Below are 14,234 nucleotides of genomic sequence, written 5' to 3' on the forward strand. Positions count from 1 at the left end.
ATGCGCCGCCCGAAGAACGCCCTGCTCCGCTGCGCCGCCGTACTCGCCGCCGGTCTCGGTCTGGCCTTCGCCTCGGCGGGCCTCGCCGGGGCGGCCGGTCCGCGGCCGGTCGCGCCCAGTGAGTTGTCCAAGGCAACTACCGCGGCTCGCTCGGCGACCGCTCTGAGCCTGCTCGGGAAGGCCGGCGGTACAGCGAAAGCCGGGGCGACGGTTGCTCAGGACACGCATCCGATCTACGCGCTGAACCCTGCCTTCGTACGGGATGCGTCGGCGCCGGTGGCCACGTTCTGGTACGCGGCGACGACCGCGTCGGCAGGCGGCAAGGCCGCGACGGTCTACACGACGCCGGACGAGCACGGCGGGTGGCAGGTGGTGAATGTTGCTTCCGGCAACACCGAGTCGCGGATGGTGACGGCGGCGGATGGTTCGACCGTCTTCACCGAGCCGCAGCTCGGCGCGTGGTACGCGTTGACGGCGACCGAGGTACGGCCGTTGAACCCGGCCGCGGTGAAGTCGATCGGGTCGAAGCCGATCGGGATCGCGGCGTACCAGGACCTGGTCGCGCACCGGTACTCCGACAAGCTGCCGGGGTCGAAGTACAACGACCAGGGCGTCGCCGGTGGCTACGACGCCGGCTACCAGGACTCGGTCGCCGCCGCCGGCTACCAGGACTCGGTGGTCGCCGACGGGCACAGCCCGGTCCTCCCGATCGCCCTGGGCGGCGGGGTGCTGGCGGGCGCGGTGCTGCTCGTCGTACGTCGTCGCTCGCCGAAGGTCCGCTGAACTCCGGCCGGTTCACCGCACCAGGCCCCTCGGCGCGGTGAACCGGCCGGCTGCGACGATGACGGAATGCCGTTTCCGGACGAGTTGGCCGCGGGCGTCGCCGTCGTCGAGTACGACCCGGCGTGGCCGGGGGAGTTCGCCGCGCTCGCCGAGCGCATTGAGGCTGTGCTCGGCGACCGTGCACTCGCGATCGACCACGTCGGCTCGACCTCCGTCCCCGGCCTCCCCGCCAAGAACTGCATCGACGCCCAGGTCCGGGTCGCGGACCTCGCACCGGACCTGATCGACCGGATGGAATCAGCCGGCTTCCGCTGCCGCCCCGAGCCCTGGAACCGCACCGAGGTCTCCTTCGGCGAAACCTGCGACAAACTCGTCTTCGCCCCACCCATCGGCGAGCGCGCGACCAACATCCACCTCCGCCACGCCCACACCCCCAACACCCGCTTCGCCCTCCTCTTCCGCGACTACCTCCGCGCCGACCCAACCGCCCGAGAAGCCTGGGGCGCCTTCAAACAACGCCTCGCCCAATCAGTCCCCGACCTAGCCGACTACGGCCAAATCAAAGCCCCCGCCACCACCCTCCTCATGCTCACGGCCGAGTGTTGGGCAGCTGACTCCCGTTGGACCGTGCCCTGAGCCAGGGGCCGTCAGGAAATGAGATTCTTCTCCGTGACGAACGCGTGCTCGCCCGTCTCGTCCTTCCAGTAGACGAGTGTCGGCGAGGTGGTGGCGTCCGTCGGCGCCGACGCCTCGAGCGCCCTCCGAGTGGTTCGCGCGGATTCGATGAGCGAATGGAACTCGTTCATGATCTCCCGCTCGCTCTCCATCGTCGAGGTGTAGGCGGCGTTGCGCTTCGCGAGCTCCTTCTCGAGCATGGCCCCCTCGCCGAGTGGCAAGTTGCGCTCCGCCCAGTTCATGCCCTGGAGCTTCGCCTCGAGCTGACCGATCTGTTCCTTGAACACTCGCGAGCGATCCTGCAGCTGTTGCCAGAACACGATCCCGTCGTCGATGACAGCTGCCAGGCGTTCGATCGACGAAGTCACCGACTTCGGATTCTCCTGCATGTCGACACAGACCCGCAGATAGGAGACGCGAAGCTCCACGAACGAGGCGAGCATCGCACTGTGGGCGTCGTAGTTCGCCCGCTGAATCTCGTCGACGTCATCGAGGTTCGTCGTACTGCGCGCCTCGACAAGCTGCTGGAACCTGGCGGCCAGTGCTCTCGCGTCGCGCTCGGCGAGCGCGAGGCGGATGAGCATGTCGTTCGAGAAGGACCCGTCGAGACCGTACTGGCGGTAGATGTCGTCGACGGTCCTGGATGCGGCGAGCAGCTCGCCTGCGTGCGTCGCTTCGATCCTGGCGATCGCCTTGTCCAAGGCGCCCTTGATGGCGTCGAGCCTCCGATCGACCTGCTTGAACTGCTGCATCATCACCGCGGTGGTGAGCGCCTGGATCGCGAGGATCGGCGCGACGACCGGAAGTGAGCTCGCCACGGCGATGAACGGCGCCTGCGCCACGATCCCGCCGGCTCCCATCACGGCGGTGCCGACGCCGTTGCCGATGGTCATGAGCGTGGCAGGATTCGCGGTCGCCATGTAGAGCGTCGACGAGAACGCGGCCGACAGCGCGGTCGCTCCCGTCGCCGCACCTGCGACAGCCAACGACATGGCGCCTTGCGGAGAGACTGCCTTCGCTTCCGGGACGTAGTTCCCGGTGGCCAGATAGCCCTCGCGGAGGCTGGAGATGATCAGCTCGCGCAATTTGCCCTGGAACTCGAAGACGGCGAGCTCCGACCCCTCCTTGCCCAAGCGGCGAACCGCGACTTCTTGAGGACCTTCTACAGATGTCTCCATGACCCCCCTCAGGTCTGCTTCCCCGCCCGTGGGACTTTATCCGAGTTCGCGGCCTCACCACCGCCGCGGTAGGCGGGGTTGTTGGCAGAGGAAGCTGCCTACGGCTAGTTCCAGGGCTGGGTAGCGGCCCCAGAGGTCGGGGCGGCGGATGGGGATGATGTGCCAGCCGAGGGCGTCGAGTTCGGTGCGGCGGGTTTCGTCTTTCAGTTGTTGTTTGGTGGAGGAGTGCCAGGCGTCGCTGTCGTACTCCAGCCCGAGGCGCCGACCGTCGACCGGCCGGTCGGGGTAGCCGAGATCGAGCCAGTAGGTGCGGCCGTTTCCCTCGACGCGGACTTGTAGCTCGGGGCGGGGAAAGCCGGCGTCGAACAGACGGAGCCGGAGCCAGGATTCGCCGGGGGAGGCTGCGCGGCCATCGGCGAGGCGGAGGATTTGGGCGGCTTGGGTGTTGCTGTCCTCGGCGAAGTACGTGACTGCCGCGTTCCTGAGAGCATCCAGTGACATGCCTGAGTGCAGGAGCGCGTCGATGGCTGACAGTGCGAACGGTCGCGGCAGATGTCTCGCCAGTTCGATGGCGGATGCTTCGCGGGTGGTGACCTTCAGGCCGAGGACCTCGGTGCACGGCCGGTCGGTGAAGGTCCACTGTGGGCGGAACAGTTGCGGCCCGAGCGCGGTGGTCTCGATGCCGTGCAGCCAGGCGGCGGCCTGCCCGCACACGGTGGCGTCGGGCGGTACGACGAGCCGCAGGGCGTCGGCGCGCAGGTCAGGTGTGTCCGGCACGCGAATGTCGACGTACACGCCGGAGATCAGTTCGCGGATCTCCTGGCGGGCGAGGAGCCACTTGAGTTTGCGGCCTACCTGGTGGGCTCGGAAGGGGAGGCCGTTCCAGTAGTAGGGGAGGTCAGCGGGGAGCATCGGTCCAGGATGACTGAAATCCCTTGCAGGGGTTCGGAGTTGTCCACAGGGGGTTGACAGCGGCGGCGGTGAGTGGAGTAGTTGCAGGAGCCAACAAGTCGCGCTCGGGGGACTAAGGGGCGTGCGGGATGAGGAGTCGGCGTTCGGTAGCGGGGATCGGGTCGGCGGTACTGATTGCGGCGTTGGTGATGGCGCCGTCGGGAGCGGTGGGTGGTGCGGTCGCGGACGACACTCCGACGCTGAAGGCGGGGACGTCGCCGCCGCGGATCAGCGAGGAGAACGAGCAGGTTCTGCTGCAGCGGGACCTGTATTTCATGAGTCGCCGTACGGCGGGCGACCAGCAGCTCGACAACCAGCAGGCGGGCGCGTTGCGCGCGGCCGCGGCGCACGCGGCGGCGGACCTGCGCAAGAACGGTACGCCGAGCCCAGGGCCCGCGACGTTCACCGGGCCGTGGACCGGGGTCGGTCCGGACCCGATCGTCCAGGTGACCCGCAGTACGCCGATCTTCAGCGCGATGTCCGGGCGGATCGGGGCGCTCGCGATCCGGCCGAGTACCGGGCAGTTCATCCTCGGCGGCGCGCAAGGCGGCATCTGGCTGTACGACCCGGCGTCCGGCACCTGGTCGGCGAAGACGGACGGCCTGCCGTCGCTGGCGATCGGCGCGCTCGCGGTCGCGCCGACGAACGACGCGATCGTGTACGCCGGCACCGGTGAGGGCGCGCTGTCCGGCGACAGCTACTTCGGCAACGGCATCCTGAAGTCGACCGACGGCGGCCAGCACTGGGCGCAGGTGTCGGGCGACTTCTTCGCGGGCGTGTCCACGTCCGCGCTGGCCGTTGACCCGACCAACGCCAACCACCTGTATGCCGCGATCCTCCGCGGCCGCGGGGGAGCCCGCCGTACGACGCCGCCCGCGCATTCGGCGTACGGCGTCTGGGAGTCCAAGGACGGCGGTACGACGTGGACGCTGCTCAAGGGCGCGAAGTCCGAGCTGAACGGCGCCACCGACCTGAAGATCGACCCGCAGAACCCGAACGTGCTCTACAGCTCGTTCTGGGGCGACGCGATCTACAAGAGCACCGACGCCGGCGCGCACTGGGCGCCGATCATGACCGGTCTGCCGGCCGCCGACTACGCGGGCACGCAGACGCGGTTCGCCCTCGGGCTGTCGCATCCAGCGGGGCAGAGCGCCGTACTGTATGCGGGTTTCAACTGGAACGACCAGCCGTCGAGGATCTTCAAGTCGGTCGACGAAGGCGCTAGTTGGACGATGTTGCCGGCCGGTTCCGGGGCCGACAACGTCGAGGACTACTGCGCCGAGCAGTGCACGTACGACAACGTGGTGGTCGCCGATCCGGCGAACCCGAACATCGTCTACGTGGCCGGGCAGTTCAACTACGCGATCGGCTCGGGCGGCATCTTCCGCTCCGACGACGGCGGGCAGACCTGGAAGAACCTCGGGTGGGACCTGCACCCGGACTTCCACGCGGTCGCGCTCGACCCGGCGAACCCGGCGCACGTGCTGATCGGCAACGACGGCGGCGTCTGGTACAGCGCGGACCGCGGCGGCCGGCCGAACGGCAGCGATCCGCTGAACGCCGTGACCTGGCAGAACCTCAACGGTGGCGTGGATCCGAACACCGCGGCGGTGACCCATCGGACGGGTCTGCAGCTCGGCCAGTTCACCTCGATCGCGAACGTGCCGACCGTACCGGCGCGGGTCTGGGGCGGCCTGCAGGACAACGGCACCGAGCGGAAGTCGACGGCGTCGAACACCTGGTTCGACGTGGCCAGCGGTGACGGCGGCCAGGTCCTGGTGGACCCGAACGACCCCAACTACGTCTTCGGTTCGTACTTCGGGATCTCGCCGTTCCGCTACACCGACGGCGGCGGGCAGTTCTTCTCGAACCAGACCATCGCGACCGGCATCGACCCGAAGGACCGGGCCGAGTTCTACGTGCCGTGGGTGCAGAACCAGCGGAAGACCGACCAGCTGTTCCTCGGTACGTACCGGCTCTACCGCACCGACAACGCGAAGGCGCCGTCGGCGGGTGACGTGCGCTGGAAGCCGATCAGCCCCGACCTGACCAGCGGCTGTACGGGCGCGGCGCCGAACGGCGGGCGTGGTTGCTACATCTCGGCGATCGGCATCGGCGGCGGCGACGCGGTCTACACCGGCTCCGAGGAAGGGCTCGTGTACCTGAGCACCAACGCGCAGGTGACCGACACGCCGTCGTGGACCCGCGTCGACCGAGGTGCGTTGCCGAAGCGGCCGATCACGCAGATCGCGGTCGACCCGAGCAACTACCGGATCGCCTACCTCGCGTACGCCGGCTTCAACCGGGCGACCCCGTCCCGGCCGGGCCACGTGTACAAGACCACCGACGGCGGCGCGACCTGGAAGGACGTCAGCGCCAACCTGCCCGACAGCCCGGTCAACTCGGTCGTCCTCGACCCGGCGTACGCGAACACCCTGTACGCCGGAACCGACGTCGGCGCGTTCGTGACGCACGACGGCGGCGTGCACTGGGCGCCGCTGGGCTCCGGGATGCCGGACGTGTCGATCTGGCAGCTCGACCTCGACGCGTCGCATCGCGTCCTCGCGGCCGGGACCCACGGGCGCGGCGCGTTCCGGACGTTCGACACGACGGCGGTTCCGGCGTTGCGGCTGAGCCAGACCGACGCCGGCGTACCGGTCGGACCGGGGAGCCGGCTCGACTACACGCTGACCGTGCGGAACACCGGCAACACGGACGCGACCGGCGTACAGATCACCGATCCGATCCCGGCGAACACGTCGTTCCTCGACGCCGACAGCGGCGGTACGAACGTCAACGGCGTCGCGACCTGGTCGAACCTGACGATCCCGACGGGCCAGAGCGTGACCGTGCACCTCGGCGTACGGATCGCGAACGCGAAGAAGCTCAGCTCGATTGTGGACGACGGTGTCCGGGTAACGTCCGCGCAGGGGCCGTTCACCACCGGTTCGCCGGTGACGACGCCGATCGCGCCGGCGTACGCCGCCGGGGTCACGCCGGCCACCCAGACCGACGGGGCGCGTCCGGGGTCGAGCGTCACCTACCCGGTGACGGTGAAGAACCTCGGCTTCAACACCGACAGCTTCACGATGTCGAGCACCGGTGGGACCGATCCGGTGACGTTCCTCGACGCGAGCTGTACGACGCCGCTCAGCACGACGCCGGCGATCGCGCCGGGTGCGACGACCGCCGTCTGCGTCAAGGTCTCCGTACCTGCCGGGGCGACCGGGGCGAACACGGCGACAGTGGTGGCGACATCGGTCGGCAGTACGAGTGCCACGGGGTCCGCGACGGTGAAGACGCTCGCGGTCACCAACGACACGCTGCTGGTGGACGACGACAACAACGCACCGGACGTGCAGCCCGCCTACGCGGCGGCGTTGACCGCGAAGGGCGTCACGTTCGACACCTGGGACCTCGGTACGGACAGCGACTTGCCGCAGGGGTACCTGAACGCGCACAAGAACGTCGTGTGGTTCACGGGCAACAGCTACCCGGCGCCGGTCACGCCGTACGAGGCCAAGCTGAAGGCGTTCCTCGACGGCGGCGGACGACTGCTGATGTCCGGGCAGGACATCCTGGACCAGGCGGCCGGTACGACGGCGTTCGTCCACGACTACCTGCACATCACGTGGGACGGGACCGAGGCGCAGAACGACAAGGCGACGGCGGCGGTGCACGGCGTACCGGGTAGTCCGGTGTCGGACGGGATCGGTGTGGTGCCGCTGGACCACTCGGTGCTGAACGCGACGTTCGAGGACGAGATCACCCCGAACGGCGGCGCGCAGCCGGCCTTCACCGACGACGCGGCGAACGCCGACGCGCTGTCTTACGCGGGCACGTACAAGGTCGTGTTCCTCGCGTTCCCACTGGAGGCGTACGGCGACGCGGCGGCCAAGGCCGATCTGATCGGCCGGACGATGGCCTTCTTCGGGCCGTGACGACCCGCTGACGGGTGCGGGCCCGCGAGGCCCGCACCGGTCAGCTGAACTCGTTCATCGCGTTCTGGGCCTGGGTGAGCCATTCGCGGCGGGCCGCGATGGCCTCCCGGGCGTCGGTGGCCTTGCGGGTGTTGCCCTGGGACTCGAACTTGGCGGCCTGCTTCTCCAAGTCGGCGATCAGCGACTGCAGCTGCTTCACGGTCGCCTCGGCGCGGGCGCGGGCCTCGGGGTTGCTGCGGTTCCAGACCTCGTCCTCGGCGGACTTGACGGCCTGCTCGACCGCGCGCAGCCGGCTGTCGATCGCGCGCATCGAGTCCCGCGGCACCTTGCCGATCTGGTCCCAGCGGTCCAGGTAGTCGCGGAGCTGCTCACGGGCGGTCCGGGCGTCCTCGACCGGCAGGATGCCCTCGATCTCGACCAGCAGTTCTTCCTTGGCCTTGAGGTTCTCCACCTGCTCGGCGTTCTCCTCGGCCTGGACGGCGTCCCGGGCGCCGAAGAACAGGTCCTGCGCGGCCCGGAAGCGCGCCCAGAGCTTGTCGTCGACCTCGCGCGGCGCCGGGCCGGCGGCCTTCCACTGCCGCATCAGGTCCCGGAACCGGCCGGACGTCGGGCCCCACTCGCTGGACGACGCGAGCGACTCGGCCTCCGCGGCCAGCCGCTCCTTCACCAGCGCGGCCTCCTCACGCTTGGAGGACAGCTCGGCGAAGTGCTGCTTGCGGTGCCGGGTGTACGTCGTCCGCGCCGAGGAGAACCGGTGCCACAGCTCGTCGTCGGAGGACTTGTCGAGCCGGGGGAGGGCCTTCCACTCGTCGAGCAGTTCGCGGAGCCGGGTGACGCCGTGCCGCCAGTCGGTGCCGGCCGCGATCGTCTCGGCCTCGGTGGCGATCTTGGTCTTCGCGGACCGCGCCTCCTCGACCTTCGCGGCGCGCTCGGCCTTGCGGCGTTCGCGCTGCTGGGCGACCAGCGGGGTGAGCGCGTCGAGCCGGGCCCGGAGTCCGTCCAGGTCGCCGACGGCCTGGGCGTCCTCGAGCGCGTTGACCACCTTCTTGACCGCGGCGCGCGCGTCGTCCGGCGACACCGTGCCGGCCTGCACCCGCTGCTCGAGCAGTTCGACCTCGAAGGCCAGCGCGTCGTACCGTCGGGTGTAGAAGGCGAGCGCCTCCTCAGGGTTCGCGTCGGGCCACTGGCCGACCGCCCGTTCACCGTCCTTCGTCCGTACGAAGACCGTTCCGTCCTCGGCTACCCGGCCCCAGTTCTCTCCGGCCACAACTCGCCCCTTCCGGCGGTATGCACTGCGCTCGTGCCCATTCTGGCCAGTCCCCGGTCCAACCGCGTGACCAGGGCCTGTCCGGGCGCGTCGAGGCGCTTACTCGACGCTTATCCCTGAACAATCACAAACTCCCAGCTCAGGCGCAACGGGGTTGGATCACAATCCGGTTCGATCTCGGTGGATCCCGACCGGTAGCCTTGGTGGGTCCCGAACCCTGTTCCAGGAAGGTCTGTCGTGCTCATCGCCGGGTTCCCCGCGGGTGCGTGGGGTACTAACTGCTACGTCGTCGCCACCGGCCAGGGCGCGGAGTGCATCGTGGTCGACCCCGGCATGGACGCGGCCGCGGGCGTCGAGCAGGTGGTCCGGGAGAACATGCTGAAGCCGGTCGCCGTGCTGCTCACGCACGGTCACATCGACCACATGTTCTCGGTGCTCCCGGTCTGCGGCACGCACGACGCGACCGCCTGGATCCACCCGGACGACCGGCACCTGCTCGCCGACCCGATGGCCGGTGTCAGCCCGGAGACCGCCCGGATGCTGCTGGGCGGCGCGCACGAGTTCGCCGAGCCCGACGACGTGGCCGAGCTGAAGGACGGTCAGTCCCTGGAGCTCGCGGGCCTGGACTTCACCGTCGACCACACCCCGGGGCACACCCGCGGGTCGGTCACGTTCACGACGCCGTACGACGGGCCCGAAGAGGTGCCCGCGGTGCTGTTCTCCGGTGACGTGTTGTTCGCCGGGTCGATCGGCCGGACGGATCTGCCAGGCGGCGACCATCCGGCGATGCTGCATACCTTGGCCACCAAGATCCTGCCGATGCGCGACGAGATCGTCGTCCTGCCGGGTCATGGTGGCCAGACCACGATCGGCCGGGAGAAGGCGACCAACCCCTACTTGCAGGACCTGGAGATTCCGAAGATATGAGTAAGGTGACCCCACTCAGCGGGTTCCCGGAGTTTTTGCCCAGTGACCGGATCGTCGAGCTGCGGTTCCTCGACACGATCCGGGAGACGTTCGAGCTGCACGGTTTCGCGTCGATCGAGACCCGCGCGGTGGAGCCGGTCGAGCGGCTGTCGAACCAGGGTGAGGACGCCGACAAGGAGATCTACGGCGTCCGGCGGCTGGCCGCGAACGCCGACGAGGACGCGGCGCTCGGGCTGCACTTCGACCTGACCGTGCCGTTCGCGCGGTACGTGCTGGAGCACAGCGGCAAGCTGGTGTTCCCGTTCCGGCGCTACCAGATCCAGAAGGTGTGGCGCGGCGAGCGCCCGCAGGAGGGCCGGTACCGCGAGTTCACCCAGGCCGACATCGACATCATCGACAGCGGCGAGCTGCCGTTCCACTACGAGGTCGAGCTGCCGCTGGTGATCGCGGACGCGTTCCGCAAGCTGCCGATCCCGCCGTTCCGGATCCAGGTGAACACCCGGCAGATCCCCGAGGGCTTCTACCGCGGCCTCGGGATCGAGGACATCGTCGGCACGCTCCGGATCGTCGACAAGCTGGACAAGATCGGCCCGGACAAGGTGACCGAGCTGCTGACCGCCGCGGGCCTGTCGTCCGAGACGGCCAAGCAGGTGCTCCGGCTGGCCGAGATCTCGAGCACCGACGCGTCGTTCGCGGATCAGGTGCGGGCGCTCGGGGTGCAGCACGAGATCCTGGACGAAGGGCTCGAGCGGCTGTCGCAGATCATGACGGCTGCCAACGAGCACGCGCCGGGTCTGCTGGTCGCGGATCTGAAGATCGCGCGCGGGCTCGACTACTACACCGGGACCGTGTACGAGACGCAGCTGATCGGGGACGAGGGGTACGGGTCGATCTGCTCGGGTGGGCGGTACGACTCGCTCGCCTCGGACGGGAAGACGACGTACCCCGGGGTGGGGATCTCGATCGGTGTGTCGCGGTTGGTGCACCGGCTGATCTCCAAGGGGCTGTTGAGTGCCAATCGTCGTACGCCGACGGCTGTACTGATTGCCCTGAACTCTGAGGAGGACCGGGCGGAGGCGATGCGGACGGCCATTGCGTTGCGCGCCAGGGGGATCGCCGTTGAGGTGGCGCCGGCGGCCGCCAAGTTCGGGAAGCAGATCAAGTTCGCCGATCGGCGGGGGATTCCGTTCGTGTGGTTCAGTACCGAGAACGGGCCCGAAGTGAAGGACATCCGGAGTGGTGAGCAGGTGGCGGCCGATGCGGCCACGTGGGCCCCGCCGGCCGAAGATCTACGTCCAGGCATCATCGAAGAGGAGAAGTCGTGATCCGTAACCGTTCCGCAGGTTCGCTGCGCGCAGCCGACGCCGGCGAGACCGTGATTCTCGCGGGCTGGGTGGCGCGGCGGCGCGATCACGGCGGCGTGGCGTTCATCGACCTGCGCGACTCGTCCGGCACGGTCCAGGTCGTCATCCGCGACGAGGAGGCCGCGCACGGCCTGCGGTCGGAGTACTGCCTGAAGATCGTCGGCGAGGTGTCGCCGCGGCCCGAGGGCAACGCGAACCCGAACCTGCCGACCGGCGAGATCGAGGTGATCGCCACCGAGGTCGAGGTGCTGAACGAGGCGGCTCCGCTGCCGTTCCCGGTCGAGGAGCACCACGCGACGCCGGTCAACGAGGAGATCCGGCTCAAGTACCGGTACCTCGACCTGCGCCGCCAGGGCCCCGGTACGGCGATCCGCCTGCGCAGCAAGGTGAACCAGGCCGCGCGTGAGGTCCTCGCGCAGCACGATTTCGTCGAGATCGAGACGCCGACGCTGACCAAGTCGACACCCGAAGGCGCCCGCGACTTCCTGGTGCCCGCCCGCCTGCAGCCGGGTTCGTGGTACGCGCTGCCGCAGTCGCCGCAGCTGTTCAAGCAGCTGCTGATGGTGGCCGGGATGGAGCGGTATTACCAGATCGCCCGCTGCTACCGCGACGAGGACTTCCGCGCCGACCGGCAGCCGGAGTTCACCCAGCTCGACATCGAGATGAGCTTCGTCGACCAGGACGACGTCATCGCGCTGGCCGAGGAGATCCTGACCGCGCTCTGGAAGCTCGTCGGGTACGACGTGCAGACGCCGATCCCGCGGATGACGTACGGCGAGGCGATGGCGCGGTTCGGCTCCGACAAGCCGGACCTGCGGATGGGGCTCGAGCTCGTCGAGTGCACGGAGTACTTCAAGGACACCCCGTTCCGGGTCTTCCAGGCGCCGTACGTCGGTGCCGTGGTGATGCCGGGTGGTGCGGACCAGCCGCGCAAGCAGCTGGACGCGTGGCAGGAGTGGGCGAAGCAGCGCGGCGCCCGCGGGCTGGCGTACGTACTGGTCGGCCAGGACGGCGAGCTGGCCGGTCCGGTCGCGAAGAACCTGTCCGAGGAGGAGCGCGCGGGCATCGCCGACCACGTCGGTGCGAAGCCGGGCGACTGCATCTTCTTCGCCGCGGGTCCGGTCAAGACGTCGCGGGCGCTGCTCGGCGCGGCCCGGCTGGAGATCGGCCGCCGCGGCGGGCTGATCGACGAGTCGGCCTGGTCGTTCGTGTGGGTCGTCGACGCGCCGCTGTTCGAGCCGGCCGACGAGGCGACCGCCGCCGGTGACGTCGCGGTCGGGTCCGGCGCCTGGACCGCCGTACACCACGCGTTCACGTCGCCGAAGCCGGACTCGCTGGAGACGTTCGACACCGACCCGGGCTCGGCGCTGGCGTACGCCTACGACATCGTCTGCAACGGCAACGAGATCGGCGGCGGGTCGATCCGTATCCACCGCGAGGACGTGCAGAAGCGCGTGTTCAAGGTGATGGGCCTGACCGACGAGGAGGCCTCGGAGAAGTTCGGGTTCCTGCTCGACGCGTTCAAGTTCGGCGCGCCGCCGCACGGCGGGATCGCGTTCGGCTGGGACCGGATCACCGCCCTGCTGGCCGGCACCGAGTCGATCCGCGACGTGATCGCGTTCCCGAAGTCCGGCGGCGGTTTCGACCCGCTGACCGCGGCCCCGGCACCGATCACGCCGGAGCAGCGCAAGGAAGCGGGGGTGGACGCGAAACCCGACAAGGGTTGAGCAATCCGGGGTTTGGGAGCAGACTGGCGACGTCGTGAAGAGGCTTAGTTAGATTTTCACGGCGTCCGCCCCCTCCTCGCCCCAGGAGTGCTCATGCGTCGTCTCCTTTTTGCGCTACTCGTAGGTTTCGGTCTCACCGTCGCCGGGGTCGTCCCGGCGAACGCGACCGGTTTCCAGACGTACGGCAGCGGCGTCAACGTCCGCGCCGACGCCTATCTGTCCTCCGCCGTGGTCCGCACGCTCGGTGGCCCGACGTCGATCGACGTCGACTGCCAGAAGCACGGCGACCGGGTCAGCAACTCCGACGGGACCAGCGAGTGGTGGGCGCACGTGCCCGCGCTCGGCGGGTACGTCACGGTCGTCTACATCGCGGTCCCCGAGGACAAGCTGCCCGGTGTCCCCGAATGCGGCACCTCGGAGCCGCCGGCCGGTGACGACATCACGCTGGCCGACGTCCAGGCGATGTTCGGCACCCGGATCGCGAACCCGTCGATCGTCGAGACCGGTCTGCCGTCGCTGAACCAGGCGATGAAGGACGCGCAGATCAACACGCCGTACCGGAAGGCCGCCTTCCTGGCGACGCTGGTGCACGAGTCGCGGCTGGAGTACAACATCCGCGAGATCGGCGACACCCGGCTGTACGGCGGCCGCGGGTACATCCAGCTGACCGGTGACTTCAACTACGGCCCGGCCGGTCAGTACCTCGGCATCGACCTGCTCGGCAACCCGGACCTCGCGCTGTCGCTGCAGTGGAGCGCGCCGATCGCCCGCTGGTACTGGACGGTTGCCCGGAGCATCAATCCGTACGCCGACAACCTGGACATGGGCCGGGTGAACGCCGCGATCGGGTACCCGGCCGGCGCGGAGGACCAGCGGCGCTGCGACTCGTTCAAGAACGCGCTGCAGTACCTGACCGGTTCGATTCCGTCCGGCGTCATCTGCACCCGCCCGGCCGCGCTGAAGGGCGACACCAGCAAGCTCAGCCGGACCCAGTTCGACTCACTCGCCAAGCAGGGTGGCGGGCTGGGCTAGTGCGTGCCGATGTCGGTGTACTGCTCGGTGCGCAGTAGCCGGCCGTCGTCGGCGAGGGTGCTGAAGGCGCGGATCTCGGTCACGATCGGGCCGCCCTTCCGCATCGTCGCGGTGAGCGTGTAGCGCGCCGCGGCGAAGCCCTCGCCGACCACCGCGTCGTGGACGTCGACCTCGACGGCCGTCGCGCGTTTCCGGGCCGGGCGGACGTGGGCGATCAACCGCTGCCGGTCGAGCGCGACGCCGTCGTTGACCATCAGGAAGTCCTCGCGGTGGTAGCGGTCGAACACGTCCTCGGGCGGTTCGGTGCCGAAGGCCACCTCGACGGGATACCTGGTCAGGTAGCCGACCAGGTCGGCCTCGGTCCGGATCGGGATTATCTTTGACATGTG

Annotated in this window: 11 protein-coding genes; 7 read left to right on the forward strand and 4 right to left on the reverse strand. The window is 69.1% G+C overall.

All coding sequences use genetic code 11. The features are described from left to right. Nucleotides 1-783 (forward strand): hypothetical protein, encoded by a 783-nt coding sequence (locus ACQHIV_RS06075; RefSeq protein WP_427892460.1) that lies wholly within the window; start codon nucleotides 1-3, stop codon nucleotides 781-783. Between the two features lie 66 nt (nucleotides 784-849). Then, on the forward strand, nucleotides 850-1,419 hold the full coding sequence (locus tag ACQHIV_RS06080; protein WP_427892461.1) for a GrpB family protein: 570 nt from the start codon (nucleotides 850-852) through the stop codon (nucleotides 1,417-1,419). A gap of 11 nt (nucleotides 1,420-1,430) precedes the next feature. On the opposite strand, the gene ACQHIV_RS06085 is transcribed toward ACQHIV_RS06080, so the two are convergent. Both ACQHIV_RS06085 and ACQHIV_RS06090 read right to left on the reverse strand, forming a co-directional pair. After that, nucleotides 1,431-2,591: a hypothetical protein gene (locus ACQHIV_RS06085; protein WP_427892462.1), complete on the reverse strand. Its 1,161-nt coding sequence runs from the start codon at nucleotides 2,589-2,591 to the stop codon at nucleotides 1,431-1,433. A gap of 99 nt (nucleotides 2,592-2,690) precedes the next feature. Further along, nucleotides 2,691-3,548, reverse strand: a complete 858-nt coding sequence (locus ACQHIV_RS06090; RefSeq protein ID WP_427892463.1) for a hypothetical protein — start codon at nucleotides 3,546-3,548, stop codon at nucleotides 2,691-2,693. Between the two features lie 128 nt (nucleotides 3,549-3,676). Here ACQHIV_RS06090 and ACQHIV_RS06095 point away from each other — a divergent pair, with 128 nt between their 5' ends. Beyond that, the gene (locus tag ACQHIV_RS06095) at nucleotides 3,677-7,528 is read left to right on the forward strand and encodes a hypothetical protein (RefSeq protein WP_427892464.1); all 3,852 of its coding nucleotides are present in this window, start codon (nucleotides 3,677-3,679) and stop codon (nucleotides 7,526-7,528) included. 40 nt (nucleotides 7,529-7,568) lie between these two features. On the opposite strand, the gene ACQHIV_RS06100 is transcribed toward ACQHIV_RS06095, so the two are convergent. Continuing rightward, entirely contained in the window at nucleotides 7,569-8,795 is a 1,227-nt protein-coding gene (locus ACQHIV_RS06100; protein WP_427892465.1) for a DUF349 domain-containing protein, read from the reverse strand. A gap of 237 nt (nucleotides 8,796-9,032) precedes the next feature. On the opposite strand from ACQHIV_RS06100, the gene ACQHIV_RS06105 reads away from it, so the two are divergent. The 4 genes from ACQHIV_RS06105 to ACQHIV_RS06120 all read left to right on the forward strand — a co-directional run bounded on the left by ACQHIV_RS06105 (nucleotide 9,033) and on the right by ACQHIV_RS06120 (nucleotide 13,845). After that, nucleotides 9,033-9,722, forward strand: a complete 690-nt coding sequence (locus tag ACQHIV_RS06105; protein WP_427892466.1) for an MBL fold metallo-hydrolase — start codon at nucleotides 9,033-9,035, stop codon at nucleotides 9,720-9,722. Then, complete coding sequence (gene hisS, locus ACQHIV_RS06110) at nucleotides 9,719-11,047, forward strand: histidine--tRNA ligase (protein ID WP_427892467.1); 1,329 nt, start codon at nucleotides 9,719-9,721, stop codon at nucleotides 11,045-11,047. Before ACQHIV_RS06105 ends, hisS begins: the two co-directional genes overlap by 4 nt. Continuing rightward, nucleotides 11,044-12,813, forward strand: coding sequence for an aspartate--tRNA ligase (gene aspS / locus ACQHIV_RS06115; RefSeq protein WP_427892468.1), 1,770 nt, complete (start codon nucleotides 11,044-11,046; stop codon nucleotides 12,811-12,813). Before hisS ends, aspS begins: the two co-directional genes overlap by 4 nt. A 93-nt stretch (nucleotides 12,814-12,906) precedes the next feature. Next, on the forward strand, nucleotides 12,907-13,845 hold the full coding sequence (locus ACQHIV_RS06120; protein WP_427892469.1) for a glycoside hydrolase family 19 protein: 939 nt from the start codon (nucleotides 12,907-12,909) through the stop codon (nucleotides 13,843-13,845). Here ACQHIV_RS06120 and ACQHIV_RS06125 read toward each other — a convergent pair. Next, nucleotides 13,842-14,231 (reverse strand): DUF4440 domain-containing protein, encoded by a 390-nt coding sequence (locus tag ACQHIV_RS06125; RefSeq protein ID WP_427892470.1) that lies wholly within the window; start codon nucleotides 14,229-14,231, stop codon nucleotides 13,842-13,844. The genes ACQHIV_RS06120 and ACQHIV_RS06125 overlap by 4 nt on opposite strands. Nucleotides 14,232-14,234 lie beyond the last annotated feature (3 nt).

It is taken from the genome of Kribbella polygonati, assembly GCF_050320105.1.
In the GTDB taxonomy this organism is placed as follows: Bacteria; Actinomycetota; Actinomycetes; order Propionibacteriales; family Kribbellaceae; genus Kribbella.

What these genes read in the sequence shown, in the direction of transcription:
- ACQHIV_RS06095 (WP_427892464.1), top strand. Translation starts at nt 3,677, where the DNA reads ATGAGGAGTCGGCGTTCGGTAGCGGGGATCGGGTCGGCGGTACTGATT.
- ACQHIV_RS06090 (WP_427892463.1), bottom strand. Translation starts at nt 3,548, where the DNA reads ATGCTCCCCGCTGACCTCCCCTACTACTGGAACGGCCTCCCCTTCCGA.
- hisS (WP_427892467.1), top strand. Translation starts at nt 9,719, where the DNA reads ATGAGTAAGGTGACCCCACTCAGCGGGTTCCCGGAGTTTTTGCCCAGT.
- ACQHIV_RS06080 (WP_427892461.1), top strand. Translation starts at nt 850, where the DNA reads ATGCCGTTTCCGGACGAGTTGGCCGCGGGCGTCGCCGTCGTCGAGTAC.
- ACQHIV_RS06120 (WP_427892469.1), top strand. Translation starts at nt 12,907, where the DNA reads ATGCGTCGTCTCCTTTTTGCGCTACTCGTAGGTTTCGGTCTCACCGTC.
- ACQHIV_RS06125 (WP_427892470.1), bottom strand. Translation starts at nt 14,231, where the DNA reads ATGTCAAAGATAATCCCGATCCGGACCGAGGCCGACCTGGTCGGCTAC.
- ACQHIV_RS06075 (WP_427892460.1), top strand. Translation starts at nt 1, where the DNA reads ATGCGCCGCCCGAAGAACGCCCTGCTCCGCTGCGCCGCCGTACTCGCC.